The 25,039-nt window shown below is 53.9% G+C and carries 26 protein-coding genes; 2 read left to right on the plus strand and 24 right to left on the minus strand.

Annotated elements, in window-relative coordinates; genetic code table 11:
• Positions 1-24: 24 nt before the first annotated feature.
• Positions 25-1,227, plus strand: coding sequence for an FprA family A-type flavoprotein (locus VA597_RS09590; protein WP_128742551.1), 1,203 nt, complete (start codon positions 25-27; stop codon positions 1,225-1,227).
• Between the two features lie 231 nt (positions 1,228-1,458).
• On the opposite strand, the gene VA597_RS09595 is transcribed toward VA597_RS09590, so the two are convergent.
• The 3 genes from VA597_RS09595 to VA597_RS09605 form a co-directional block, all read right to left on the minus strand.
• The gene (locus VA597_RS09595; RefSeq protein ID WP_128742552.1) at positions 1,459-3,090 is read right to left on the minus strand and encodes a CTP synthase; all 1,632 of its coding nucleotides are present in this window, start codon (positions 3,088-3,090) and stop codon (positions 1,459-1,461) included.
• Between the two features lie 114 nt (positions 3,091-3,204).
• Positions 3,205-3,759, minus strand: a complete 555-nt coding sequence (locus tag VA597_RS09600; protein ID WP_326974501.1) for a DUF4870 domain-containing protein — start codon at positions 3,757-3,759, stop codon at positions 3,205-3,207.
• The gene (locus VA597_RS09605) at positions 3,756-4,562 is read right to left on the minus strand and encodes a peptidylprolyl isomerase (RefSeq protein WP_128742554.1); all 807 of its coding nucleotides are present in this window, start codon (positions 4,560-4,562) and stop codon (positions 3,756-3,758) included. The genes VA597_RS09600 and VA597_RS09605 overlap by 4 nt, the downstream gene beginning before the upstream one ends.
• Before the next feature lie 162 nt (positions 4,563-4,724).
• Here VA597_RS09605 and VA597_RS09610 point away from each other — a divergent pair, with 162 nt between their 5' ends.
• The gene (locus VA597_RS09610) at positions 4,725-5,660 is read left to right on the plus strand and encodes a S1 RNA-binding domain-containing protein (protein ID WP_128742555.1); all 936 of its coding nucleotides are present in this window, start codon (positions 4,725-4,727) and stop codon (positions 5,658-5,660) included.
• Positions 5,661-5,719: 59 nt separating this feature from the next.
• Here VA597_RS09610 and VA597_RS09615 read toward each other — a convergent pair whose 3' ends face one another.
• The 21 genes from VA597_RS09615 to ileS all read right to left on the minus strand — a co-directional run bounded on the left by VA597_RS09615 (position 5,720) and on the right by ileS (position 25,013).
• Positions 5,720-6,379: a hypothetical protein gene (locus VA597_RS09615; RefSeq protein ID WP_128742556.1), complete on the minus strand. Its 660-nt coding sequence runs from the start codon at positions 6,377-6,379 to the stop codon at positions 5,720-5,722.
• Positions 6,366-7,415 carry an ATP--guanido phosphotransferase gene (locus VA597_RS09620; RefSeq protein WP_128742557.1) on the minus strand — a complete coding sequence of 350 codons (1,050 nt, stop codon included), beginning with the start codon at positions 7,413-7,415 and terminating at the stop codon, positions 6,366-6,368. Before VA597_RS09620 ends, VA597_RS09615 begins: the two co-directional genes overlap by 14 nt.
• A complete protein-coding gene (locus VA597_RS09625; RefSeq protein ID WP_128742558.1) occupies positions 7,412-7,903 on the minus strand; it encodes a UvrB/UvrC motif-containing protein in 492 nt (163 codons plus the stop codon). Before VA597_RS09625 ends, VA597_RS09620 begins: the two co-directional genes overlap by 4 nt.
• Before the next feature lie 113 nt (positions 7,904-8,016).
• The gene (locus VA597_RS09630; RefSeq protein ID WP_326974502.1) at positions 8,017-8,190 is read right to left on the minus strand and encodes a hypothetical protein; all 174 of its coding nucleotides are present in this window, start codon (positions 8,188-8,190) and stop codon (positions 8,017-8,019) included.
• 33 nt (positions 8,191-8,223) lie between these two features.
• Positions 8,224-8,484: a TIGR03905 family TSCPD domain-containing protein gene (locus VA597_RS09635; RefSeq protein ID WP_128742559.1), complete on the minus strand. Its 261-nt coding sequence runs from the start codon at positions 8,482-8,484 to the stop codon at positions 8,224-8,226.
• Positions 8,468-9,346, minus strand: coding sequence for a PHP domain-containing protein (locus VA597_RS09640; protein WP_326974503.1), 879 nt, complete (start codon positions 9,344-9,346; stop codon positions 8,468-8,470). Before VA597_RS09640 ends, VA597_RS09635 begins: the two co-directional genes overlap by 17 nt.
• Positions 9,347-9,414: 68 nt before the next feature.
• A complete protein-coding gene (locus tag VA597_RS09645) occupies positions 9,415-10,212 on the minus strand; it encodes an ABC transporter permease subunit (protein WP_128742561.1) in 798 nt (265 codons plus the stop codon).
• Positions 10,209-11,126 (minus strand): ABC transporter ATP-binding protein, encoded by a 918-nt coding sequence (locus VA597_RS09650; protein WP_128742562.1) that lies wholly within the window; start codon positions 11,124-11,126, stop codon positions 10,209-10,211. The genes VA597_RS09645 and VA597_RS09650 overlap by 4 nt, the downstream gene beginning before the upstream one ends.
• A gap of 40 nt (positions 11,127-11,166) precedes the next feature.
• Entirely contained in the window at positions 11,167-12,609 is a 1,443-nt protein-coding gene (locus VA597_RS09655) for a 4Fe-4S dicluster domain-containing protein (RefSeq protein ID WP_128742563.1), read from the minus strand.
• Positions 12,610-12,936: 327 nt separating this feature from the next.
• Entirely contained in the window at positions 12,937-14,196 is a 1,260-nt protein-coding gene (gene purD, locus VA597_RS09660) for a phosphoribosylamine--glycine ligase (protein ID WP_326974504.1), read from the minus strand.
• 19 nt (positions 14,197-14,215) lie between these two features.
• A complete protein-coding gene (locus VA597_RS09665) occupies positions 14,216-15,394 on the minus strand; it encodes a phosphoribosylaminoimidazolecarboxamide formyltransferase (RefSeq protein ID WP_128742565.1) in 1,179 nt (392 codons plus the stop codon).
• 16 nt (positions 15,395-15,410) lie between these two features.
• Entirely contained in the window at positions 15,411-16,118 is a 708-nt protein-coding gene (locus tag VA597_RS09670) for an IMP cyclohydrolase (protein WP_326974505.1), read from the minus strand.
• The gene (purN, locus tag VA597_RS09675; RefSeq protein ID WP_128742567.1) at positions 16,106-16,750 is read right to left on the minus strand and encodes a phosphoribosylglycinamide formyltransferase; all 645 of its coding nucleotides are present in this window, start codon (positions 16,748-16,750) and stop codon (positions 16,106-16,108) included. Before purN ends, VA597_RS09670 begins: the two co-directional genes overlap by 13 nt.
• The gene (purM, locus tag VA597_RS09680; protein WP_128742568.1) at positions 16,744-17,778 is read right to left on the minus strand and encodes a phosphoribosylformylglycinamidine cyclo-ligase; all 1,035 of its coding nucleotides are present in this window, start codon (positions 17,776-17,778) and stop codon (positions 16,744-16,746) included. The genes purN and purM overlap by 7 nt, the downstream gene beginning before the upstream one ends.
• Positions 17,779-17,805: 27 nt before the next feature.
• Positions 17,806-18,312: a 5-(carboxyamino)imidazole ribonucleotide mutase gene (gene purE, locus VA597_RS09685; RefSeq protein ID WP_205703157.1), complete on the minus strand. Its 507-nt coding sequence runs from the start codon at positions 18,310-18,312 to the stop codon at positions 17,806-17,808.
• Between the two features lie 356 nt (positions 18,313-18,668).
• Positions 18,669-19,583 carry an SPFH domain-containing protein gene (locus tag VA597_RS09690; RefSeq protein WP_128742569.1) on the minus strand — a complete coding sequence of 305 codons (915 nt, stop codon included), beginning with the start codon at positions 19,581-19,583 and terminating at the stop codon, positions 18,669-18,671.
• 19 nt (positions 19,584-19,602) lie between these two features.
• The gene (locus VA597_RS09695; protein ID WP_128742570.1) at positions 19,603-20,031 is read right to left on the minus strand and encodes an NfeD family protein; all 429 of its coding nucleotides are present in this window, start codon (positions 20,029-20,031) and stop codon (positions 19,603-19,605) included.
• Between the two features lie 141 nt (positions 20,032-20,172).
• Positions 20,173-20,634, minus strand: a complete 462-nt coding sequence (locus VA597_RS17740) for a ComEA family DNA-binding protein (RefSeq protein WP_128742571.1) — start codon at positions 20,632-20,634, stop codon at positions 20,173-20,175.
• A gap of 36 nt (positions 20,635-20,670) precedes the next feature.
• The gene (locus tag VA597_RS09705; protein WP_128742572.1) at positions 20,671-21,588 is read right to left on the minus strand and encodes an RluA family pseudouridine synthase; all 918 of its coding nucleotides are present in this window, start codon (positions 21,586-21,588) and stop codon (positions 20,671-20,673) included.
• 1 nt (position 21,589) lies between these two features.
• Positions 21,590-22,069 (minus strand): signal peptidase II, encoded by a 480-nt coding sequence (lspA, locus tag VA597_RS09710; RefSeq protein WP_128742573.1) that lies wholly within the window; start codon positions 22,067-22,069, stop codon positions 21,590-21,592.
• 157 nt (positions 22,070-22,226) lie between these two features.
• Positions 22,227-25,013 (minus strand): isoleucine--tRNA ligase, encoded by a 2,787-nt coding sequence (gene ileS / locus VA597_RS09715; RefSeq protein WP_128742574.1) that lies wholly within the window; start codon positions 25,011-25,013, stop codon positions 22,227-22,229.
• Positions 25,014-25,039: the final 26 nt, after the last annotated feature.

A 25,039-nucleotide genomic window follows, 5' to 3' on the forward strand; every position in this document is an offset into this window, starting at 1 on the left:
ATCGATTAAAGGGGGATTTGCATTATGTATAGTGTCAGACAGGTAACGGATGATTTGTACTGGGTCGGCGCCAATGACCATCGGCTTGCGCTCTTCGAGAACATCTTTCCCATCCCGGACGGCGTTTCGTATAACTCCTATCTGCTTCTCGATGAACAAACGGTTTTGTTCGATACGGTTGACTGGTCGGCATGCCGGCAGCTCCTGCAGAATGTGGAGCACGTCCTGAACGGCAGGCCGCTGAACTATCTGGTCATCAACCATATGGAGCCGGACCACGGCGCTTCCATCGAAGAAATACTTCTTCGTTACCCGAAAGTCAAAATCATCACCACGGAAAAGGCCGTCATGCTGATGCACCAGTTCGGGTTCCACGTGGACGGACACACGGAAACGGTCAAGGAAGGCGACACAAAATCCTTCGGCAAGCACACGGTCGCGTTTGTCGCCGCACCGATGGTGCACTGGCCGGAAGCCATGGTGACTTTCGACGCCACCAGCGGCGTTCTGTTCTCCGCGGACGCCTTCGGCTCCTTCAAGGCGCTGGACGGCAAGCTGTTCAGCGACGAGGTCAATTTCGACCGCGACTGGATTGACGAAGCCAGAAGGTACTTCACCAACATCGTCGGCAAATACGGCCCGTTTGTCCAGGCATTGCTGAAAAAGGCTTCCACAATCGAAATCAAAACCATTTGCCCGCTTCACGGCCTGATCTGGCGCTCGAATCTCGGCTATTTCCTGGACAAATACGACAAATGGAGCAGATATGAGCCGGAGGAAAAGGGCGTCATGATCGTCTACGCCTCCATGTACGGAAACACGGAGAGCGCGGTCGACGCGCTGGCCGGCAAAATCGTGGAAAAAGGCATGCCGAATGTCGTGATGTACGATGTCTCCAAAACCGACGTATCCTATCTGATCTCGGAAGCATTCCGCCTCAGCCACCTTGTTCTGGCGTCGGTTACGTACAATCTGGGCATTTATCCGCCAATGAAAAACTTTATGATGGACATGAAAGCATTAAATGTTCAGAATCGAACCGTCGCCATTGTTGAAAACGGTTCGTGGGCCTGCAAATCCGGCACGCTGATGCGCGAATTCCTGGAAAACGAAATGAAAGAGATCAACGTCTTGGACGACAAACTGACGCTCAACTCTTCCATGAACGAAGACAATCTTCCAGACCTGGATGCACTGGCCGAAAGCATCGTGCAATCCATGAAATAAGCTTCCAAAGAAAAGTGCCGTTTGCAAAACAGCCTCACTGAAAAGCAACACACAAAAATGCGTCTTGAGCCGGCCTTATTGCCGTTTCAAGACGCATTTCCTTATCTTGGGACTAATATTAAAATATAATGCAAATCATACAACGGCTCCTTACGTTTCTTCCGTGCCGCCTGGATGGTCCGGCTTGTTCCGAAGAGAAAAACCGCCCCCAAAAAGGGACGGTGTAATGCCTTATTCTGGGATCTTCAACTGTTCATCCCGGCTTGAATGGTATTCCTTGGCAGCGCCGATCAGTCCCTGAAACAGTGGATGCGGGCGGTTCGGGCGGGACCTGAGCTCCGGATGGAACTGGGACCCCACAAACCAGGGATGATCCGGCAGCTCCATCATCTCTACAATGCGGTCGTCGGGAGATCTTCCGCAAAAAACGACGCCCGCTTTTTCAAACCGCTCCCTGTAATCGTTGTTGACCTCAAAGCGGTGGCGGTGGCGTTCATAAATCAGAGGGGCGCCTCCGTACATCCGGTATGCTTTTGTGCCCTGCACCAGTTTGCAGGGATATTTTCCTAAACGCATGGTGCCGCCGAGCTGAACCACATCCTTCTGTTCCGGCATCAGATCGATGACATGATTGTTGCTCTGCGGATCGAATTCCGCGGAATTGGCGTCCGTCAAACCAAGAACAAAACGCGCGTATTCCACGAGGGCAAGCTGCATGCCAAGGCAAATGCCCAAAAACGGAATGCCGTTCACACGCGCATAATGAATCGCCGTAATTTTGCCCTCGATCCCTCTCTGCCCAAAACCGCCGGGAACCAGGACACCATCCACATCCGCAAGAATTTCCGAGACATTCTCCTCATTGATCGATTCGGAATCGACCCATTTGATGTCCACTTTCACTTTATTGCCGAATCCGCCGTGAGTCAGCGCTTCGGCGACGCTGAGATAAGCGTCGTGAAGCTCGATATACTTGCCGACCAGCGCGATCGTCACGCTGTCGGTCAGCGACATGGCCGTATTGACCATGGAAATCCATTCAGACAGGTCGGGACCCGGCGTGTCAAGGCCAAAGTGTTTGCAGACAATATCGTCCAGACGCTCTTCGCGCAGGGCAAGCGGAATCGAATATAAAAGAGGCAGGTCAAGGTTTTCAATCACGCAGTTTTCGGCAACATTGCAGAACAGGGCGATTTTTTTCCTGATTTCCGCCCCGATTTCCTTTTCGGACCGCAAAACGATAATGTCCGGCTGGATTCCGATGGAGAGCAGTTCCTTCACGCTGTGCTGGGTCGGTTTGGACTTATGTTCATGGGAACATGCAAGATAAGGAACCAGCGTAACGTGAATAAACAGGCAGTTGGAACGTCCGACTTCCGTGGCGAACTGGCGGATGGCTTCTAAAAACGGCTGGCTTTCAATATCCCCCACCGTTCCGCCGACCTCGATGATCGCTACGTCCACGTTTTCTTTTCCGGCGTAAATGCGGGATTTGATTTCGTTTGTGATGTGAGGGATAACCTGAACGGTTCCCCCGCCGTAATCGCCGTTGCGCTCCTTTTGGATCACGCTCCAGTAAACCCGCCCTGCCGTCACATTGCTGTTCTGGGTCAGATTTTCATCAATAAAACGCTCGTAATGCCCTAAGTCAAGGTCGGTTTCAGCGCCGTCGTCAGTAACAAAAACCTCGCCGTGCTGAAACGGATTCATGGTCCCCGGATCGACGTTCAAATAGGGATCAAACTTCTGCATCGTGATCCTGAGACCTCTGGATTTCAGCAGCCGCCCAAGGGACGCCGCCGTAATCCCCTTTCCCAAACCGGAAACCACGCCGCCTGTTACAAATACATATTTCGCTGACATATTGCCCTCCATCATCTATCTTTATTATTTCATTCTATTGCCGCATCAAACAATACAAAATGATATCGCCCACTGTTCAGCTTTTCAACGGGCGATAGAAATGAATTTATCAAATTAATGTACAACGGTGAACAGACTCCCAATCAGCGGCAGGGGTTCCCTTTTCCCCTGTGCTGCGTGAACCACCCCTATGATCATATAAGATACGATCAGACACCATCCCGTAAACGACAGCAGCCCGCCGATCGCCGTTCCCATCCAGGACAGGACCCCGATTCCGCCGAAAACAAAACCGAAAATTCCCTCTATCATTGCTTTCGCAATCGCCAGTGAGAACATAAGCGCAAATTCAAAAATACTGAGGATGATTCCCTGATTGACGTGAAAGACAACATTCCGGTTTTCACGGTCGGCCAACAGCCCTACAAGCCACAGAATTCCAATGTAGGAAAGGATGGCGAATGCTTTTTCGTCGCTGGGAGGCAAGGGGCCGGCCTTTGGATCCCTTCTCTGCCAATCCTGCGGCGCGCCCATGTAAGGGCCCCGGTAGGTTCGTCTCCAGTCATATCCGCCGCCGGGGTAAGGCTGCCCGCAGCCCGGCTGCCTTTGTTCGGTTGGTGCCTCATTTTGTTCGTTCTGATTCTTTTCATCCATAGCGGAACTGTTCACCCCTCATATTTGACGATTTCCGCTTTTTGAATGGTAACGGTTTCCGTGGGCTTGTCCTGACCGTCCGTGGAAACCGCGGCGATCTTGTCGACCGCATCCATGCCGTCGAAAACCTGGCCGAATACAGTGTACCCCTGTTCAACCACATTATAGTAACCGTCCAGCGCGGGATTTCCTCCGTATTTTGCGTAGGCATCCTTATATTCCTGCGTCACCTTGCTCATATCGACCCAATTTGTACCGTATTGGGAAAGAAACGCTTCCTGATTCTGCTGGTACGCCTCATAGGCTTTCTGATAATTATCCCAGCCGGAAAATGCGGAAGCGGGCGCCTGATTGATGAAAAACTGGCTGCCGTTCGTGTCTTTTCCGGAGTTCGCCATCGCCAAGGCTCCGCGAAAATTCAGCAGGTTGCCGTTAAATTCATCCGCGAATTTCTTGCCCCAAATGCTTTCTCCACCGGTTCCGTTGCCGTTCGGGTCGCCGGTTTGGATCATAAAGTTCTGAATCACTCTGTGGAATATAAGATTGTTGTAATAACCCTTTTGGACCAGCCCCTTGAAATTTTCGACGGCTTTCGGCGCGGCATCCGGAAACAACCGGATTCGGATGGTTCCCATGCTGGTTGTCAGGGCTGCGATTTCCTCGCCTTTCTGCGGGAGTTCCATCTGATAACCGATCTTTTTCCCGTCATCGGGGCGAAGGCGGTTATCCGAAGCGGAGGACGCATTTCCGGAACAAGCCGTTAAAAAAAGCAGTAAGGCACCGAGGCCGATTGATAAAATGCGATTTCTTTTTTCCATTATCATAAATCCTTCCGAAATCACTATCTTGTCTATTTTATAATAGAACCGGCGCAGAATCAAGTATAGAAAGAATTTTTTACAATTTAATAATTATTTTAAGACGTATGACCCATAAAAACAGCGCATATAGATAATCGAAGAAAAAAAGGAGGGAAAAAAATGTTTGAGTACTATCCGGAAGGTTGGATGATCGACACACCCGAAAACCGCGCGGCAACACAAAGTATCTCCGCGGTCAACGACGCCTGCCGGGATGGCCAGATTTTGGAGGGACGTGCGCTGGTCTGTGACGGTTCACATAATCTGCTGGTAGACCTGGGATGCATGAAGGGAATGATTCCCCGCGAAGAAGGAGCCCTCGGAATTCGGGAGGGCACGACGCGGGATATTGCGATTATTTCCAGGGTCAATCGCCCTGTCTGCTTTCTTGTAACCGGCTTTGAAAAAAAAACCGACGGAAACATTACGGCAATCCTTTCCCGGAGGGCAGCCCAGGAAAAATGCATGAAAGAGCACATTTCCAAACTGGTCCCCGGGGATGTGATCGACGCCCGGATCACCCACCTTGAAAACTTCGGCGCTTTCGCGGATATCGGCTGCGGAATCGTCGCCCTTCTCCCGATCGACGCGATCTCCGTGTCGCGTATCGATCATCCGCGCGAGCGCTTTACGGTCGGCATGGACATCCGCACGGTGATTAAATCCGTGGAAAGCAATCGGATCACTTTAAGCCACAAGGAGCTTCTGGGGACCTGGGAAGAAAATGTCGCCATGTTTTCCGCCGGGGAAACGGTCGCCGGGATTGTCCGCTCCGTGGAGCCCTATGGCATTTTCGTCGAGCTCTCTCCGAATCTTGCCGGGCTGGCCGAGACGAAGGAAGACGTTTTTTCCGGCCAGCAGGCGAGTGTTTACATAAAAAGCATTCTTCCGGCCCGCATGAAAGTAAAGCTGGTGATCATCGACACGTTCGATTTTTCCTATCGGCCCGCAGCTCCCAAATACTTTTTCAGCGGAAATCATATGGACCGCTTTGTCTACTCCCCTCCCGGAAGCGAAAAGGAGATTGCGACGGATTTTAAGGAGCACGGCCCATAACTCAGCAGATGCAAAAACGGCGGACTGCCCTGTGAAGTGACGGGCGGTCCGCCGTTTTTCTATATTTCCGTTTTCCTTTTTTGCAGTTTTAAAATATAGGATTCAAGCAGTTCCTTGAAAATTCCGTTCCATTGTATTTTTCCCGTGGGATCCCTATACTTGATCGGATCATAATAAGGGCTGCCGCGCTGCTGAAGAAGAAAATTCAGAGTCTCCGTCCTCCCCCGGAAGCGGAGAAGCACTTCAGCGGCCTTGATGACGGCCATAGCGTTATACGGCACCAGCTCGTAAGCACGCAGGTAATTAGAGTAAGACTCCCTCAGTTCCCCGATCTCTTCCTGCGCCTTCGCAAGATCAATCAACACGCCGGCCCGCCTGGATTCCCCGTAATCCACCTGGATTCCTTCGACCATTTCCATCCTTCCGGAAAGGTCTTCCCAGCCGTCGCTTTCCAGATAACGCTCCGCAAATTGAATCGTCTGCCTGCAGTAGTTTTTTCCAAGCCAGCTGTACGCCTTTTCGCACAGATACAGTTCCATCGGCCCGGCCGGCTTCCCGCACAGTTCGATAATCCTCAGAAAAAGCTCTTCATGGCCGCCCGCCACGTTCTGAATCTGGCCGGCCTCCTTTTCCAGCTTCGGGTCATGAGGGACAGGCTCGCCCAACAGATAGAGCAGCGCGGCCGCGAGTTCAGGATTTTTGTTATTATCGTTTTGCATTAAAATCCTCCGTTCCTTGTTTCAAACCCTCGCGTATCATACGCGCGCGGAGTTTCTGGCGTTCTTCTTCGGTGAGAGCCTCGCCGTTTTCAAAAACCAAAGTTGCCGGCTGGGCTTTGCAGATCATTGTATCCATTTCGCAAACGTCGATTCCTCCGATCAGCCCCGCAGAAATTCCAAGCCGCACGGAACTGGCCCGCCGCAAAAATTCATCAAAGGATAGCAACCTGGCCTTCTGCAGAATCCCAAGGTCGCGAAGAATCGTATCCTGCACAGAAAGCTGACAGATCAAAGCGTCTCTTATTTCGTGTTCACGGGCAATAAGCTGACCGGCCATGCTGAAAAGGTTTGTCAAAGCCTCCTGTTCCGAAAGGCCCATGGTGACCTGATTGGAAAGATGGAAAAACGCCCCTCTCGGGTTCGGTCCAGGCCCGTATGCTCCCCGCAGCGTCAGCCCAAGCTTTGAAAGGTTGTTCGCAATCCTTCCAGTGGACCCGGATTCCATCAAAGCGGGCAGGTGAAGGCGCAGAGTCGCAATCATACCGGTGCCTAAATAGAATGGATTCTGAGACAAATATCCAAGCTGAGAGTCGAAAGCGAAAGACAGCAGCCTGTCGAGGTATGTGTCCAGCTCATCCGCTGAGAAATAAGCCTTTTTCAGCCGTATTCCCGCAGCCCTGGACTGAATGAGCAGATGGTCTTCTCCGTTGACGGCCACGGAAAGGGATTCGTCTTTCGATACCATCAGGCCCCGGCCGTGCCTGTCCGTTGCCATCTCGGCACTGATCAGGCCGTTTTCCGCCAGCGCTACCGCCTGAGCCTCCGACGCAGATTCGAGATCGATCTCGGCAAAATGCGCGTATTCGGAGTCCTGATCCTTTCTAAGCGCCGTCCTGATTTTTTCCAGAACGAAGCGCCGGTCCGACATACTCATTCTGGACGGAAACGGAACGCCGGTAAGATTGCGGGCAAGATTGACAAAGGTACCCGTCGAGACATCGGCATCTTTCTCCGTTGTTTCATACCACTTTTTCATTGCCCGCCTCCCTCCAGTTTGTGGATTTTATCCCGCAAAGCCGCGGCCTGCTCATAATTTTCGCTTTGGATCGCTTCGCGGAGCTGCTGGTGCATCACACTCAGCTGAGCCTTCGGAAGGACCTGCGGCAGGTCTCCTCCCGCCGTCTTGCCTCGGTGTGAAACACTGCCATGTACTTTTCGGAGAAAAGGAGCAAGCTGATTGGCAAAAGTCCGGTAGCATTCCGCACACCCAATCTTCCCGCAGCGTAGAATATCCTGAAAAGCCGATCCACAGCACGGACAGCGCAGCACTCCGGTACTGTTTTCCCCATCCGGAAAAAAATCATTCAAAGTGCTTTCGTATCCGGACAGCATGACAAACAAGAGGTTGGCATATCCCAGTTCACGGGCACATTCCGCGCAGAGCGAATATTCGACCGGTTCTCCGTTTATAATTGCCTTCACCCGGATCACAGACGGTTTTTTCCCGCACGATTCACACAGCACGCCCAACACCTCCCTGTTTCACAGCGTTTGAATTTTTAAGCGTCCCTCCAAGAAAACTTGTAACACGATTTGTTCGACTGCAATATTATATACTGTAAACCGAAAGGAGGAAATTAATAATGTGTAACAGTGGTTTCTTTGGTTGCGGTAACAATAGTTGCACCTGGGTTATTCTTCTGATTATCATTTGGGTCTGCTGTGCCGGCGGGAACAACTGCGGTTGCGGATGTGGCTGCGGCGGTGGCTGCGGTGACAATTGCGGCGGCGGCTGCGGTTGCTAAGTTCAAAAGGGGCTGCGATCTTTGTTCGCAGCCCTCAGCTTATTTTGACGCCGCTTTTTCTCGAGCCTGCATGAGGGCCTTTGCCAATTGGTCGGGACAGGAAGTAGGCCTGGAACCGCAGCGGATTCCGGAAAAGCGCCGAATTACCTCGTCAGCCTTCATTCCTTCGATCAGCGCGCAGATTCCCTGCAAATTGCCGCTGCAGCCGCCCATGATCCGAACCGAGCGGATTATGTCTCCGTCCAGTTCAATCAGCATCTCCGAAGAGCAGGTCCCGTGTGTTTTATAACGATACGTCAAGATACTTCCCCCATTGCGGCGATAATCCGGCGCGGCGCGCACCTAATTCGATCAGTCTTTTCAATTGGCCGTCCGGCGTCGTGCAGGTACCGAGCGGCACCCCCCTTTTCCGATACATTCCGTGGAAATCGGTTCCGCCCGTCATGATCAATCCATATTTTCGCGCTGTTTCCGAAAAGCTCCGTTCGTCGCCTTCCCTGTTTTTTGGGTGCCAGACTTCCACTCCGTCTATCTCGTGATCTTGGGCAAGCTGTTCCAAAAGCGCATAGCTGTCATATTCGCCGGGATGGGCCAGCACGGCAATGCCGTCCGCCTCGCGGATCCGTGCCGTCACTTCATGAACATCCGGGTAATGGACCGGCACATAGGCAAGGCCGTCCTGAGGATTGAACAAACGATGATATACGGTTCCGTAAAATTCATCCGCATCGCCCGCATCCATCAGCGCATGCATGATGTGCTGCTTGTAAACCGTCGTGCTGCCTTTCGCACGGCGTAAGATCATCTCTTTGGAAACCGGATAAATTTCAGTTACCTTTCGCATCATCATTTCCGCCGCGCGGTCCCGTTCCGCTTTCATGCGCATGCAGAGACCTTCCAAACGGCGCGGTTCTTTACAAAAATAGCACAAGATATGCGCCTTGCGCCCGGTCAGCGGGTCCACCGAGGAAAACTCCGCGCCCGGGATTACCCCGACTCCATATTTTTCCCCGGCCGCCGCGGCCCCGGCAGAGCCGGAAAAGGTATCATGGTCCGTAACGGATATCACGGGGATGCCGCTTTGCGCTGCAAGCATGAGAATTTCGTCGGCCTCAACAGACCCGTCGGATATTTTTGTGTGGCAATGCAAATCCGCAGCCAATCCGGTCCTTCCTTTCAGATTTCTGATTGATTTTCCCTATTATAATCCGAAATCCGCGCGAAGGCAACTCATTGCAAAAGTTTTTCCGGAGTGAACAGACGGGCTGAAAAAAAACAGATCAGGAAGTCAGCCACAAACAAAGCGCAGGAAATCCACAGTAAAAGAATGGCTCCAACCTGATACAGACCGGTAAACTGGCCCGTAAATAAAAGCACGAATGGGAGGACGAGATAACCGGATGTCTGGACCGATTCCACATAACTTTTGCTTTTGGCCGAAACCAAGGCCATAAAGACAACGCCGAAAACGGTTACCGCCGGAGACAGCAGGAAAAACAGGACAAGCCAGTTCCAGTTCAAAAAGAACGGCATGGCAAGCAGGACATCGCCCACAGCCATTACGATGGAAAACAAAAGAAACGAACCGGCGGTTGTGACGGCGGACAGAAAGACGCATCCCATCACCTTGGCTTTAAAGATCTTCCGTACGCTCATCGGCGTCAGAAGCAGCGTTTCCAGCGTGCCGCGCTCCTTTTCCCCCACAAAGCTGCACGCGGCGGAAACACTGGCGGACATGAGAGGAATCATCAGAAAAAACATCGGACAGATCAGATTGGTCATCAGATAAAAAATGCTCTGGCGATTGTCCAGCCCTGCCGCCTGAGGGGGCAGCAGCTTGAGCATCTGTTCCATCCCGTTCATCTTGTCCATCGGCACGTTGAGCAGAAGGGAGAGAAAAAAAACGGGCAGAACCAGGACCATGACCAGAGGGACCAGGATCAGGATACTCCGGGCCATTTTATTCTCCCAGACATCCCCGAAATCTTTACGGGCCAAAGCCTTTTCGGCGGAAGTCATCAGCTTCATTTCGCATCCCCCTTCCATTCGGCCATTCTGAAATAAATATCCTCGAGCGAAGGGCGCGCGACCTGCGCTTCATAAATGTCAAAGCCGGAGGAAACCAGATCTTTCAGCAGTCCCGGCATTTCTTCCTGATCGGCAAGGTCCCTGGCCCACCATCCGCCGTCCAGCCGTTCCAGCTTTTCCGGCGTCTGTCCTTCGCGCAGGCGGAATTTCGCGCGAAGGGGCATTCCGACTTCCCTGCTGAGGGATTCCAGATCGCCGCACGCCAGCATTCTGCCCTTGCTGATAATTCCATAGCTGTCGCACAGATCCTGCGCGCAGCTGAGCTGATGCGTACACAAAAAAACAGTGACGCCCTCCTGCCCGGCAAGCTGTGTCATCAGCGAATTGACACGCAGCACGGATTCCGGGTCCAGCCCGACGGTCGGCTCGTCCAGCAGGAGCAGCCTGGGTTTCGCAATCATGGCGCGGGCGATCGACAGCCGCTGCGCCATTCCGGTCGGGTAAGCGGAAAGCGGCTTGTCACGCGAATCCCACAAGTCAAGGCATTTCAACAACGCCTCCGCCTGCTGCCTGCATTCCCTTCTCGCCAGCCCCAGGGCCTGTCCGAAAAAAAGCATGTTTTCCATCCCGGTCAGACGGCTGTACATTTTCGCGGTTTCGGTCACAACGCCGCAGATCCGGTGGACCTCCGACGGCTTCTTCTCCGGTGAAAGGCCGAATATGGTACAGGAACCCCCCGTAGGTTTCAGCAGCCCGGCAAGCAGCTTGACCGTGGTGGTTTTTCCCGCTCCATTGGGACCAAGGAATCCAAAGACGGCACCGGAGGGAATCTCCAGTGAAAGATCATGGAGCGCATACACGGTGCCGTCGTAGGATTTCCCCAATTCCTGTGCATGAATCGCAATTTCGCTCATCCGAAATCACCTCAGTATGAGGATATCACATTTTCGGCAATTATTCCATTTTAACCTGAGAGAAATCGTGTTTCTTCTGAATATTTTCGGAAATCGACCGTTGATCCGCCCTTGCGAGAATCGCAGCGCGGTTCTTTTTCAGCTTCATCGGCTCCTCAATCCCGGCGGGACCGGCGACGCACCCGCCCTCGCAGGCCATTCCTTCCACAAAGTTTTCCGCAAGGCGTCCGGCATTCAGAATTGCCAGCGTTTTTTTGCACTCCTGAGCGCCGTTGCATTTGACGCAGGTAAAAGGCAGGTCAGCTTTTTCCTCCTGAAACACCTGGGCCACCGCGCCGGCCACCCCGCCGCTTTGGGCAAACCCCTTTCCCGCGCGGCTGCCGTCCTGCTCCGTTTCCGGTTCCGCTTCCACATCGATTCCGCGGGCTGTAAACAGCGCGGCCAGCTCTTCAAAGGTAAGCACATAATCCGCAGTGTCCGGAACCTTTTGAATTTCATTTTTCTTTGCAACGCAAGGACCGATGAATACGACTTTCGTCCGCGGATTCTGAAGGCGGAGATATCGGGCCGCCGCCGTCATAGGAGAAACCGTGTGGGACATCAGATCTTTCAGCTTGGGATAATGCTTTTCAATCAATTCCACAAAGGCAGGACAGCAGGACGTCGTCATTTTCCGTTCCGCCTCAAGCGCCTCCCTGAGTTCCCGCGCTTCCTGGGACGCGACCGCGTCCGCACCCAGAGAAACCTCCAGCGCTTCCGCAAATCCCAGCTTTTTCAGAGCACTTTTGATCATACCCGCGTCCGCCTTGCCGAAATGCCCTTCCGCCGCGGGGGCAAAACAGGCAGCGACCCGGGTTCCGTTTTTGATCGATTCTATGATCTGCAGGATCTGAGACCGGTCCGTGATGGCGCCGAACGGACAGTTTTTCATGCAGGCCCCGCAGCTGATGCAGCTGGAATAATCGATCACCGACCGCTTGTACTGATCCTTTTTAATCGCGTTGACCGGGCAGGAGCGAACACAGGGCCGCAGCGTGTCGGAAATGGCGTTGTAAGGGCAAGCCGCCGCGCAGCGTCCGCATTCTCTGCACTTCTGCGGATCGATGTACGCCCCTTTGGGCGTGATGGAAATCGCGCCGAACGGGCAGGCCTCGCGACATTTTTGGGCAAGGCAGTGCTGACAATTATCCGTGACGCGGAACCGGCTGATCGGACATCCCTCGCAGGCCGCCGGAAGAACGCCGATCACATTGCAGTCCCCTTGCCCGGGCAGATTGCCGCCGCGGGCCGAAACCATACGTTCCCTGATGATTTCACGTTCCCGATAGACACAGCAGCGGAACGTGGGAAGGGGGCCCGGGATAATCTCGTACGGAATAGAGTCAAGATGTTCTTCCAAGGTTCCGTCGAAAGCATACCTTGCGACTCTGGTCAAAACCTCGAATTTCAACTGTTTGGCTTCGTTATCGTACTCAAATTTCATAGGTTCCCTCAAATTCTTATTAATAGCGTGTAAAAAGTGTGTTAAATTTTTAACGGTTTTATGGTCTTATTATATCATTGCTCTTTTTCTTTTACAAGGGTTTGCTTCATTAAAATGCTGCAAAATTGATGTAATTTTTTGTGCATTATTTCACAGGTTTCCTATGCCGATCAAGTTGCCATGCAATGCGACATCCAAAAGCTCCTGCCCAGGGAAAATCCTGAAATCCGTTCTAGGGTATCTAGACACAGAAAATCGGCCGGCACTGTCTTTCGGATAGCGCCGGCCGATTAAATTGATCTGATTCCTCTCTGTAACGGATCATTTCTATTTTCCAATGTCATGGCGATAGAAAGCGCCCTCAAAATGGATTCCGGAAGCGGCCTGATAGGCCCTTTCCAAAGCCTGGGTAAGATTTTTCCCCAATGAAGTTACACCGAGTACGCGTCCGCCGTTGGTATAAAATTTGCCGTCCCGGAACACCGTCCCGGCATGGTAAACCACAGCGCCATCGGCCTGTCCGTTTTCGCCGAGTCCGGAAATTTCAAGTCCCTTTCGATACGCGGCCGGATATCCTCCGGACGCCAGAATAACACACGCGCAGGCTTCTTCCCTCCACTCGATCGGCTGCTGCTCCAGCTTTTCCTCAGAGACAGCTTCCATGATGTCCACCAGATCGGTTCTCAGCCTCGGCAGAACCACCTGTGCCTCCGGATCGCCAAACCGGGAATTGTATTCGATGACCTTCGGCCCGTCCGCAGTCAGCATCAGGCCGAAATACAGACAGCCCTTGAACGGACGGCCTTCCTCATTCATCGCCCGGACCGTCGGCAGGAAAATTTCGTCCATACATTGTTCGGCCAGCTCCGGCGTGTAATACGGATTGGGGCTGATGGTTCCCATTCCGCCGGTATTGAGGCCCCGGTCGCCGTCCTGAGCGCGCTTATGGTCCTTGGAAGAAACCATCGGACGGATGCATTTCCCGTCTGTAAACGCGAGGACGGAAACCTCCGGCCCGGTCAGGAACTCTTCCACCACAACACGGTTGCCGGAAGCGCCGAATATTTTGTCCTCCATGATGGTTTTAATCCCCGACTGCGCCTCCTGAAAATCAGAGGCGATGATCACGCCCTTGCCGAGCGCCAGCCCGTCCGCCTTGATGACGGCGGGGTACCGGTCCTGTTCCCGAAGATAGGCAAGCGCCGCGTCCGGCCGGTCAAACACCTCATATCCCGCCGTCGGGATTCCGTATTTTTTCATCAGGTTTTTGGAAAACACCTTGCTGCTTTCAATTTCCGCCGCATTTGCCCTCGGACCAAATGCACGGATGCCGGCATCTTCCAGCGCGTCGACCATTCCCGCGGCAAGCGGATCGTCCGGCGCAACAACGACAAGGCCGATTTGATTCTCTTTTGCAAAGGACACGATCCCTTTTATGTCCGTCGCGGCAATTGGCACGCATTCGGCATCCCGGGAAATGCCGCCGTTCCCCGGCGCGCAGTAGATTGCCTCGGCTCTGGGGCTTTCTTTCAGCTTACGCACCAGCACATGCTCGCGGCCGCCGCCGCCGACCACCAGTATTTTCATTTTCTTCCCCGCCTCCCGCTCAGTGGTGGAACAGGCGAAGGCCCGTAAACGCCATGACAATGCCGTACTTGTCACAGGTCTCGATCACATTGTCGTCCCGGATCGAGCCGCCCGGCTGCGCGATATAGGAAACACCCGACCGATGCGCGCGCTCGATGTTGTCCCCAAACGGGAAAAAAGCGTCGGAGCCAAGCGAAACGCCGGTCTGCTTCGCAAGCCATTCCTTTTTTTCCTCACGGGTCAGAGGTTCCGGTTTCACGGTGAAGAAATTCTGCCAAATGCCATTCGCCAAAACATCCTGGGCATCGTCGGAGATATATACATCAATCGTGTTGTCGCGGTCGGGGCGGCGGATGTCCCCGCGGAACGGAAGCTCCATCACCTTCGGATGCTGGCGGAGGAGCCAGTTGTCGGCCTTGTTCCCCGCGAGGCGCGTGCAGTGGATCCGGGACTGCTGCCCGGCCCCGACTCCTATGGTCCTTCCGCCCTGCGCATAGCACACGGAGTTGGACTGCGTGTATTTCAGCGCGATCAGAGAGAGGATCAGGTCGCGCTTGGCCTCTTCGGGAAGACCGCAGTTTTTCGTCACGATCTTTGTCAACAGCTCCGGGCCGATGGCAGCCTCGTTGCGTCCCTGCTCAAACGTGACGCCAAACACATCCTTATGCTCCACAGGGGCCGGTCTGTAATCCGGATCGATCCGGATGATATTGTAAGTGCCTTTCCGTTTGGATTTCAGAATTTCCAGCGCCCTTTCCGTGTAGCCAGGGGCAATCACCCCGTCGGAAACCTCTCTCTTTAAAACCAGCGCCGTCTGCTCGTCGCAGACGTCCGACAGGGCCGCGAAATCGCCGTAGGAGGACATCCGGTCCGCCCCGCGCGCTGTCGCGTAGGCAGCCGCCAGCGGTGAAAGCTCCAGATCGTCCACAAAGCAGATTTTTTTCACCGTTTCGGACAGATCCACCCCAAGCGCGGCCCCCGCAGGGCTGACATGTTTAAACGATGCAGCGGCCGGAAGACTGCACGCCGCCTTTAATTCCCGCACGAGCTGCCAGCTGTTGAACGCATCCAGAAAATTGATGTAGCCCGGACGTCCGTTCAGAACTTCTATCGGCAAGTCTCCGCCGTCCTTCATAAAGATCCGCGCAGGCTTCTGATTCGGATTGCAGCCGTATTTGAGCATGAATTCGTTTGCCATCTGGAGTTCCTCTCTTTCAGCGGTTTTTATTCAGAATTCTGGTTTCCGTCAGCCCGGTTTTCAGGCTGATAAAGCGGACAAAAAGCGATATTTTATTGTCTTCGTTCAAGGCGTTCCATATTCTGTGCGTCAGTTCGTCGATGGAGCCGTCCACCGCGACGCATACCGGTTCCCCCGCAAACGAAGGGAGCGGGTCCCCGTCTCCGGAATATGTATGAATCAGCCGTCCCTCTCCATCTGCCGGAGAAGCGCATTCAAAGAATTCCCGAACCGTGGTTCCCGATGTTTCCCCGCTTTTCAAAATGGACAGGGTGAACCGGAACCCGTTTTCCGTTTCCACGATCCCGGAAATTCGCGGAGTAAAATTCGGAGCATCCGGTTCAAATGTACGCGTCAGCAGCGCTTCCTCAAATGTTTTTCCAGCCTCCAGGTATTCGCAGACCGTGTCGGTCTGGTCCCCGTTCGTCACGACCGTGCGGTTTTCCAACACCCGCACCGGCGAATAGATGATAAGGGAAGGATCGCTCAGCTTCGATTCGTCAAACGCCTTGGTCCGAAGGCCCTGTCCCTCTTCTTCAAACACGCGGTTCCGGCTGTTTTCGCTGCGCCCCATAATAAAATAGGCGATCACCGCATTCCTTCCGTCTTCGCTTCTGCCGAGCAAAATTCCTCTTCCCGGGTATGGATTCCCGCCCAGGTAATCTTCCAAATTCATTCGCTGCAAGACAAATCCCCCTTTACCTTCACAATCCCGTTTTCAACTTCCAACAGTCCGGCGCAAAACAGCGCGGCCGCCTTTGGCAGCAGCTTCCATTCCGCCTGCTCCATCACCCTGCGCTGCAGAGTTTCCGGTGTGTCATCCGGAAGAACCGCCACCGCCTTTTGCAAGATAATCGGCCCGCCGTCGCAGATTTCATTGACAAAATGCACCGTCGCTCCCGTCACTTTGACCCCCTTTTTCAACGCGGCCTGATGCACGCGCAGTCCGTAGCAGCCCTCGCCGCAGAAAGAGGGAATCAGGGACGGATGGATATTGATGATTCTGTTTCGGTACCGGTCGATCACCCGCGGGCTGATGATGGTCATAAAGCCCGCGAGCACAACCAGCCCGATCCGCTCCCGTTCCAGCAGTCCGAGAAGCTCCGCGTCATAATCGTCCTGCCCGGTAAAATCGCGGCGCAGAAGCACCTTGGCCGGGATCCCGGCCCGCTCCGCGCGGGTCACCGCATAGGCGTCCTCCCGGCTTGAAATAACCAGCGTGATCCGTCCGTCCGGAATTTTTCCCGCCTTCTGCGCGTCGATCAGCGCCTGAAGGTTGGTTCCGCCGCCGGAAACCAGAACGGCGATATTCAGCATAATTCTACGCCTTCCCCGCCTTCGGCAATGCTGCCGATCACACGCGCCGGGGTCCCGCATCCATTCAGAAATTCCACGGCCCGGTCCGCGTCCACTGCCGAAACGGCGGCGCACATGCCGATCCCCATGTTGAACGTATTATACATATCGTGTTCCGGGATATTTCCCTGGCGCTGCAGAAGAGAAAAGATCGGCATCTGCGGCAGCCTGCTCTTTTCAATTTTCGCCGTCACGCCCTGCGGCAGCATCCGCGGAACGTTTTCATAAAATCCGCCTCCGGTAATATGGGAAACCGCCTTGACCTCGACTTGTTTCATCAGTTCCAGCATCGGTTTTACATAAATCCTGGTAGGTTTCAAAAGTTCTTCCCCCAGCGTGCAGCCAAGCTCGCCGATCAGCATGTTCACATTGCGCTCACCGACATTGAACACCTTGCGCACCAGAGAAAATCCGTTGGAATGCAGCCCGGAGGATTCCAGCCCGATCAGGGCGTCCCCGGGGCGGATCGATCCGCCGTCCAGAATCTTCTCCCGGTCCACCACGCCGACGGAAAACCCCGCAAGGTCGTACTCGTCTGCCGGATAAAAGCCCGGCATTTCGGCGGTTTCTCCTCCGACCAGGGCACAGCCGGCCTGCACGCAGCCGTCCGCGACGCCGGAAACGATTTTTTCAATGCTCTCCGGATGATTTTTTCCCACGGCGAGGTAGTCGAGAAAGAACAGCGGCTTCGCGCCGCAGCAGACAACGTCATTCACGCACATGGCGACACAGTCGATCCCGATGGTGTCGTGTTTGTCCATTAAAAAAGCAATCTTCAGCTTGGTCCCGACTCCGTCGGTCCCGCTGACAAAAACGGGCGCTTTCATTTCAGAAAGATCGGGCTGGAACAAACCCCCGAAGCCGCCGATTCCGGACAAAACCCCCGGAATGCTTGTCCGTTCCACATGGCTTTTGATTCGTTCCACGGCCTGATACCCCGCCGTCACATCCACGCCGGCGGCCTTGTAACTTTCACTGTAGCTTTTCATTCTGCCCTCCAAAATCCTGATCGTATGTTAGAGCTGCTCCGCCTGAGCGCGGATGTCAGCGTCTTTTGCAGAGACTTTTTCCTGCATTTGGCATTTCATTTGTTCCAGCTTTGCCGACAATTCCCCGTTTTCCACGGCGAGAATCTGAGCCGCAAGAACGGCGGCATTCTCCGCGCCGTTAATCGCGACGGTCGCCACCGGAATCCCGCCCGGCATCTGTACAGTGGCAAGCAATGCGTCCAGTCCCTCCAAAGCGGAGGATTTCATGGGGACCCCAATCACCGGAAGAGTCGTATACGAGGCGAGCACACCGGCAAGGTGAGCCGCCATTCCCGCTGCCGCGATGATGACCCCGAAGCCCTTTGATCTGGCGCTTTTGGCAAATTCAGCAGCCTCGGCCGGCGTCCTGTGCGCGGAAAGGACATGAACTTCGAAAGGGATTTCAAAAGATTTCAGCTTTTTAACGGCTGCCGAAACAACCGGAAAATCACTGTCACTCCCCATAATAACGGCTACTTTTTTCAGTTCCCGCATTTTCCTTCTCCTTTTCATATGCAAAAATCAATGTGAACTACCGGATTCCCCGCAGTGCGGCAAACGGCTGTGATTCACGGAAGAAAAACCAGCAGCAAAATAAAAAGAGACTGCGCCCTTCCCCGGCGCAGCCCGCGGTTCTACTGTAAAGTTTTCGCCCGCTCGGCAGATTCAGCATCGGCAGCATTCTTCCGCATGGAATTTTCTCCAAAACCTGCCATTGCGTCCACCTCCGAAACAATTCTTCTCTATTTTAGGCGATTCCGGTGCCAAATTCAACGGTCCTGCCGGCAATTCGGATTTTTTCGACTCTTTGGCAAGAGATGTCAATTCAAGCCAGTTCAATTTTGTGCAGACTAACCTTTTGGGTCCTCTTTCGGATCGTCGGTGACCAATTCTTTCAGCGAAGTCGCAAGGCCTGCCAGAGCCTGAATCTGGGACGGGATAATAATTTTGGTTGCCTTCCCATCCGCCGCTTTCTGAAATGCCTCCAGGCTTTTCAGCGCAATCACATTTTCGGTGGGATTTGACTGGTTGAGCAGAACGATGCTGTCCGCCAGAGCCTTCTGCACCAGCGCAATTGCTTCCGCCTGTCCCTGGGCTTCCAGAATCTTGGTCTGCTTGGTGGCATCCGCGCGCAGGATGGCGGACTCCTTTTCGCCTTCCGCAATCAAAATCGCGCTGCGCTTTTCGCCTTCTGCCGTCAGGATCTGGGCGCGGCGTTCGCGCTCGGCTTTCATCTGCTTTTCCATGGAATCCTGAATTTCCTTCGGCGGAATGATATTTTTCAGTTCCACGCGGTTGACCTTGATGCCCCAGGCATCAGTCGCCTCATCCAGGATCGTGCGGATCTGCGTATTGATCGTATCGCGGGACGTCAGCGTATGATCGAGTTCCAGATCGCCGATGATATTTCGCAGCGTCGTGGCCGAAAGATTCTCAATCGCCGAAAGCGGGCGTTCCACACCGTAAGCGTAGAGCTTCGGGTCCGTGATCTGAAAATAGACGACCGTGTCGATCTGCATGGTGACATTGTCTTTCGTAATGACCGGCTGCGGCGGAAAGTCGATCACCTGCTCTTTCAGCGACACTCTTTTAGAAATTTTGTCAATGAACGGCACTTTGACGTGAAGCCCGGTATTCCATGTGACATGGTATGCGCCCAGCCGCTCCATGACATAGGCGTGCGCCTGCGGCACCACCTTGATATTGGAAATCAGCAGAATTACAACCAAGAGGATAATAATAGCCCCAACAATAAAACCACCCATGAAGTTCCCTCCGTTTACATCAGTCTGTTTTCGGTCTGACAATCAGTTTCACGCCGTCTATGGATTCCACAAAGACGCGCGCTCCGACAGGAACGACGGAGCCGTCGGACGACCGGGCGGTCCAGATGCTGCCGAGCACATTGACCTGGCCCGTTCCCAGCGTGTTGTTGATCTCAACGGTAACAATGGCGATCTTGCCGAGATATCGGTCCGCATTGGTTCCGGTTGTTTTAAAATCCAGGATCTTTTTGACAAAGGGCCTGGTGGCCACCAGAGTCGCCGCCGATACAAGCGCAAACACGAGAATCTGCACGGACTGCGGCGCGCCAAACAGGCTTGCGATCAGCCCCCCTGCGCCTCCCGCGACAAACCAGATGGAGACAAGCTGAGCCGTAGCCGCTTCCAGAACGCCTGCCGCAACCATAACGGCAATCCAGACAAAAGGCATGTAAATGAATAAAACCCCCTTTATTGGGCCACTGTTTCCGGTCTATACTCCATTATTATGGTACCATAAAACTGAAAAAGATGCAATTGTCTTTCAAATTTCAGTGCAGTACCGCCTTTCCGGCTAACAGGGATTCATCGTTCAGGATACCGTAATGGAGCCGCGAATCTGCTCGAAAATCTTATCCCCGATGCCCGAAACATTTTTGATCTCTTCAATCGAATAGAACGGCCCGTTCTTTTCACGATATTCCACGATCCGCCCGGACAGAACGTCCCCGATCCCATCCAGTCCGTTGCTGAGCTCTTCTGCCGATGCCGTGTTGATATTGATCTTTCCCCGAATCTGTGAAGCAGAAGACGGCAGACCGGACGCAACCTTTTCGGAGGGGCTTTTCGATTGTAAAAGGCCGGAAGAGGCGGAAACGGAGGCCGCCCGATTTCCTTCCACGGCGGCGGAACGGGATGAGCCTGAGGAAGAGACGTTCTGTGCCCAGGCAATGGCCGCATCCGGCACATAAAAGGCGTTGTAGCCGATCATCACCGCGCAGACCACCGACGCCAGCAAAATCAAAATCCTTTTTTGCCGGGATTCCTCGTCCATGCCGGTTTTTTCCTCCCTTTTCGGGCCGCCAAAGCTCTACAATAAAGTCAGCCGGTTCAGAAAATCCGTAAAATACGCCGGAAGTTCGCTGGTGAATTCCAGGTATCTCCCGTCGCGGGGATGCTTGAAACCGATTACTTTGGCATGCAGGCACTGCCCATCCAAACCCGGCGCGGGCTTTTTGGGCCCGTACACCGGGTCCCCCGCAACCGGATGCCCCAAATACGCCATATGAACTCTGATCTGGTGGGTCCGCCCCGTTTCAAGTCTGAGCCTCACATGGGTAAAACCGCGGTATCTCGCAAGCACCTGATAATGGGTCACGGCGTCCCTGGAATGCTCCCGGGTAACCGCCATCCTTTTGCGCTCGACCGGGTGACGGCCGATCGGAGCGTCCACCGTGCCGCTGTCTTCTTTCAGGGTCCCGTGTACCACCGCTTCGTAAATCCGCGTAAAGCTGTGGTCCTTGATCTGAGCCGCCAGCTTCTGGTGGGCGAAATCATTTTTCGCAACAATAAGCAGGCCGCTGGTGTCCTTATCGATCCGATGCAGGATTCCGGGCCTCAATACGCCGTTAATCCCGGAAAGGGAGGCCCCGCAGTGCGCGAGCAGCGCATTTACAAGCGTTTTGTCCGGATGCCCCGGAGCCGGATGGACCACCATTCCCTTCGGTTTGTTGACCACCAGCAAATCGCCGTCCTCATAGGCGATTTCAAGCGGGATCTCCTCTGGGACGGCCGAAAGTGGAGCCGGGTCTGGAATCATGATTTCAATCCGGTCGCCCTCGACGCATCGGTAGCTTTTGCCCAGAGAACGGCCGTCTTTTGTAACAAGCCCCTGAACAATCCATTTTTCCGCCGCCGACCGGGTCGGTCCGTCCGCTTGCAGACTGAGAAATTTATCCAGCCGCAGGCCGGCCTGCTCTGCTTCAACGATTTTATGCCGCAGTTCCATTTTATTTTGTCCGCAGGACTTTTTCCGCTCCGTGCCCATCCTCCGCAAAAAACAGGACATGGATGATCAGAAAAATTGTCCCCACCGTCACGCAGCAGTCGCCGAAGTTGAAAATCGCCGGAAAAAAGGACACATGAATATAATCCACCACAAAGCCGTGAAAAATGCGGTCGATCAGGTTTCCGATCCCGCCCCCCACGATCAGGGCCGAAGCCGCATAGGAAAAAAATTCATGATTTTTGTAATGAAACAGCGCGTAAATAATCAATGCGGAAATGACGATCGTAATGCCGACAAACAACCATCTCTGATTTTGAAGGATGCTGAATGCCGCCCCCCGGTTTTCCACATATTGAAAAGACAGCAGACCGCCAACCAGCGTGATAACTCCGTCCGGCTTCAGGTTTTCGACCGCCAGAAGCTTTAAAATCTGGTCGGCCGCAACAAACAGAACCGACAGAAGAAGTACGATGAAAGGCAAGAGAACATCTCCTTATTGCTCATTTTACAGGAGCTCGACTTTAGTTCCATTATATAGGAGCGCCGATGGTTTGTCCACTGAAAAGGCCAAATGCAGGTCGACAGAAAACGTGCCGGACAGCCAATTCCGGCTGCCGGCACAATTTCAGTCGTTTTTATTACCCGAGTACTTTTGCGCAGCGGGCACAGATATCCGGATGCTCCGGGTCGCTGCCGACCGTGTCGCTGTAACACCAGCAGCGGCTGCATTTTTCTCCGTGCGCATGAACCACAGTGACGGAAAGCTCCGGAAGCTCTTCTCCCCGGAAGGTGCCTGAACCCTCGCGGAATACCTCAACGCCGGAGGCGATCAGAACGGTTTTCAATTCGCTTTCCACTGATTTTACAAAATCATAAAGTTCTCCGGCGCAGTAGAGACGGACTTCCGCATCCAGTGATGCGCCGATCGTTTTTTCCTTGCGCGCGATTTCCAGCGCTTTCTTCACTTCGTCACGGACTTGATGCATCCGGTCCCACTTAGCGATGAATTCTTTGTCCGCCTTGACATCCACTGGCTGCGGGAGGTCGTTCAACATCACATATTCAACATTTTCGCCGGACAGGTGAGGCATATTGTGCCAGATTTCGTCGGAAGTAAACGCAAGGATCGGAGCGACCAGCCGGGTCAGTCCGGAAAGGATCAGAAACATCGCCGTCTGGGCCGCGCGGCGTTCCTCACAGTCCGCCCTTTCCACATAAAGCCTGTCTTTCAGCACGTCCAGATAAAAGTTGGACATATCCACCACGCAGAAGTTGTGAATGGCATGATAGGCGGTGTGGAATTCAAAGGTATCATAAGCCTTGCCCACTTCCCGAATCAGATCGTTGAAACGGTTGAGCGCCCAGCGGTCGATCGGCAGAAGGCGGTCGAGAGAGACCATATCTTGATCCGGGTCGAAGTCGGAAAGATTCCCGAGGATAAAACGCGCGGTATTACGGATCTTGCGGTACGCATCGGAAAGCTGTTTCAAAATTTCATTGGAAATCCTGACGTCGCTCTGATAGTCGCTGGAGGCGACCCAGAGGCGCAGGATATCCGCGCCGTATTTCTGAACCACTTCTCCGGGGGCGATGCCGTTGCCGAGGGACTTGGACATCTTGCGCCCTTCCAGATCGATGACCATGCCGTGCGTCAGGACGGTTTTATAGGGAGCCTGTCCCCTCCAGGCGACGCTGGTCAGCAGCGAGGACTGGAACCATCCGCGGTGCTGGTCGTTCCCTTCCAGATAAAGCTCGGCCGGCCAGTGCAGGTCGCCGCGGGTCGTCAGCACGGCGGCATGGCTGCACCCGGAATCGAACCAGACATCCATGACATCGGTTTCCTTGGTAAATTCCGTGCAGCCGCAGCTGCAATGGGTTCCTTCGGGAAGGAGTTTCTCCGCGGAATGGCTGAACCAGGCATTGGAGCCCTCTTTGCGGAAAATGGACGCAACCGCGTCGATTGTCTCGCGGGTCACCAGCTCTTTGCCGCATTTTTTGCAGTAAAAGATCGGAATCGGCACGCCCCAGAGGCGCTGGCGTGAGATGCACCAGTCCTTGCGTTCGCGCACCATAGAGGTAATGCGGTCGCGGCCCCACCCGGGAATCCACTGAACCTTGTCGATTTCCTTAACCGTCTGATCCTTGATCGCTTCCACGGAACAAAACCACTGCTCCGTGGCGCGGAACAGGACCGGATGCTTGCAGCGCCAGCAGTGGGGGTACTGGTGAACAATGTGTTTGACGGCAAGCAGCGCCCCGATTTCCTTCAGATAATCCCGGATGACAGGATTGGCCTCCTCGGTCGTCAGCCCTTCAAAACGTTTTCCGGCCTCCGCAGTCATCCTTCCCTGGCTGTCGACCGGGACAATCACGGGGATTTCCGGATAATGATTATGGCAGACATCGTAGTCCTCGATGCCGTGTCCCGGCGCGGTATGGACACAGCCGGTGCCGCTCTCCAGCGTAACATGATCGCCCAGGATGATCGGAGACGCGCGGTCGATAAACGGATGCGCCGTCCGGATATGCTCAAGCTCGCTCCCTTTATATTCGGCGATTTTTTCGTATTCGCCAATTCCGGCTTCCTTCATGGTCTCTTCGGTCAGCGCGGTGGCCATCACATAGTATTCGTCCCCCGCCCTGACCAGCGAATAGTCGAAATCCGGGCCGAGGCAGATCGCCGTATTGGCCGGAATCGTCCACGTCGTGGTGGTCCAGATGACAAAATACGTTTTGGAAAGATCCGCACCTTTCGCCGTCAAAAGACCCTTGTCATCCGTCACGCGGAATTTGACATAGATGGAATCGCAGGGGTCCTCGCTGTACTCGATCTCCGCTTCGGCCAAGGCCGTCTCATCGTGCGCGCACCAGTAAACAGGCTTGAGTCCTTTATAAATATAGCCCTTTAAGGCCATTTCTCCAAATACTTCGATCTGCTTTGCTTCAAAATCGTGGGTGAGCGTCTCATAAGGATGGTCCCAGTCGCCGATCACGCCCAAACGCTGAAACTGTTCGGTCATGCTTTTGATGTGCGTCAGAGCAAAATCTTTGCATTGGTCACGAAAGTAAACGGGATCGTCGCTTCTGCTGTCCAATCCAACGCTTTCGATCGCCTTGCGCTCGATGGGAAGGCCATGCGTGTCCCATCCTGGAACATAGGGAGACTTGTATCCGGCCATATTGCGGTAGCGTACAATGATGTCCTTCAAAATCTTATTGAGAGCGGTTCCCAAATGGATGTTTCCGTTCGCATAGGGCGGGCCATCGTGAAGCACATAAAGAGGCCGGCCTTCGTTTTTCTTCATTACCTTGCCATAGATATCGTCTTCCCGCCACTTTCCAAGCAGGTCCGGTTCCCGTTTCGGCAGACCCGCCTGCATCGGAAAATCCGTTTTTGGAAGGTTCAGGGTGCTTTTATAATCCATCGGTTGACTCTCTCCTTAAGATTTAG

It is taken from the genome of Caproicibacter sp. BJN0012 (assembly GCF_035986805.1).
Classification (GTDB): Bacteria; Bacillota; Clostridia; order Oscillospirales; family Acutalibacteraceae; genus Caproicibacter.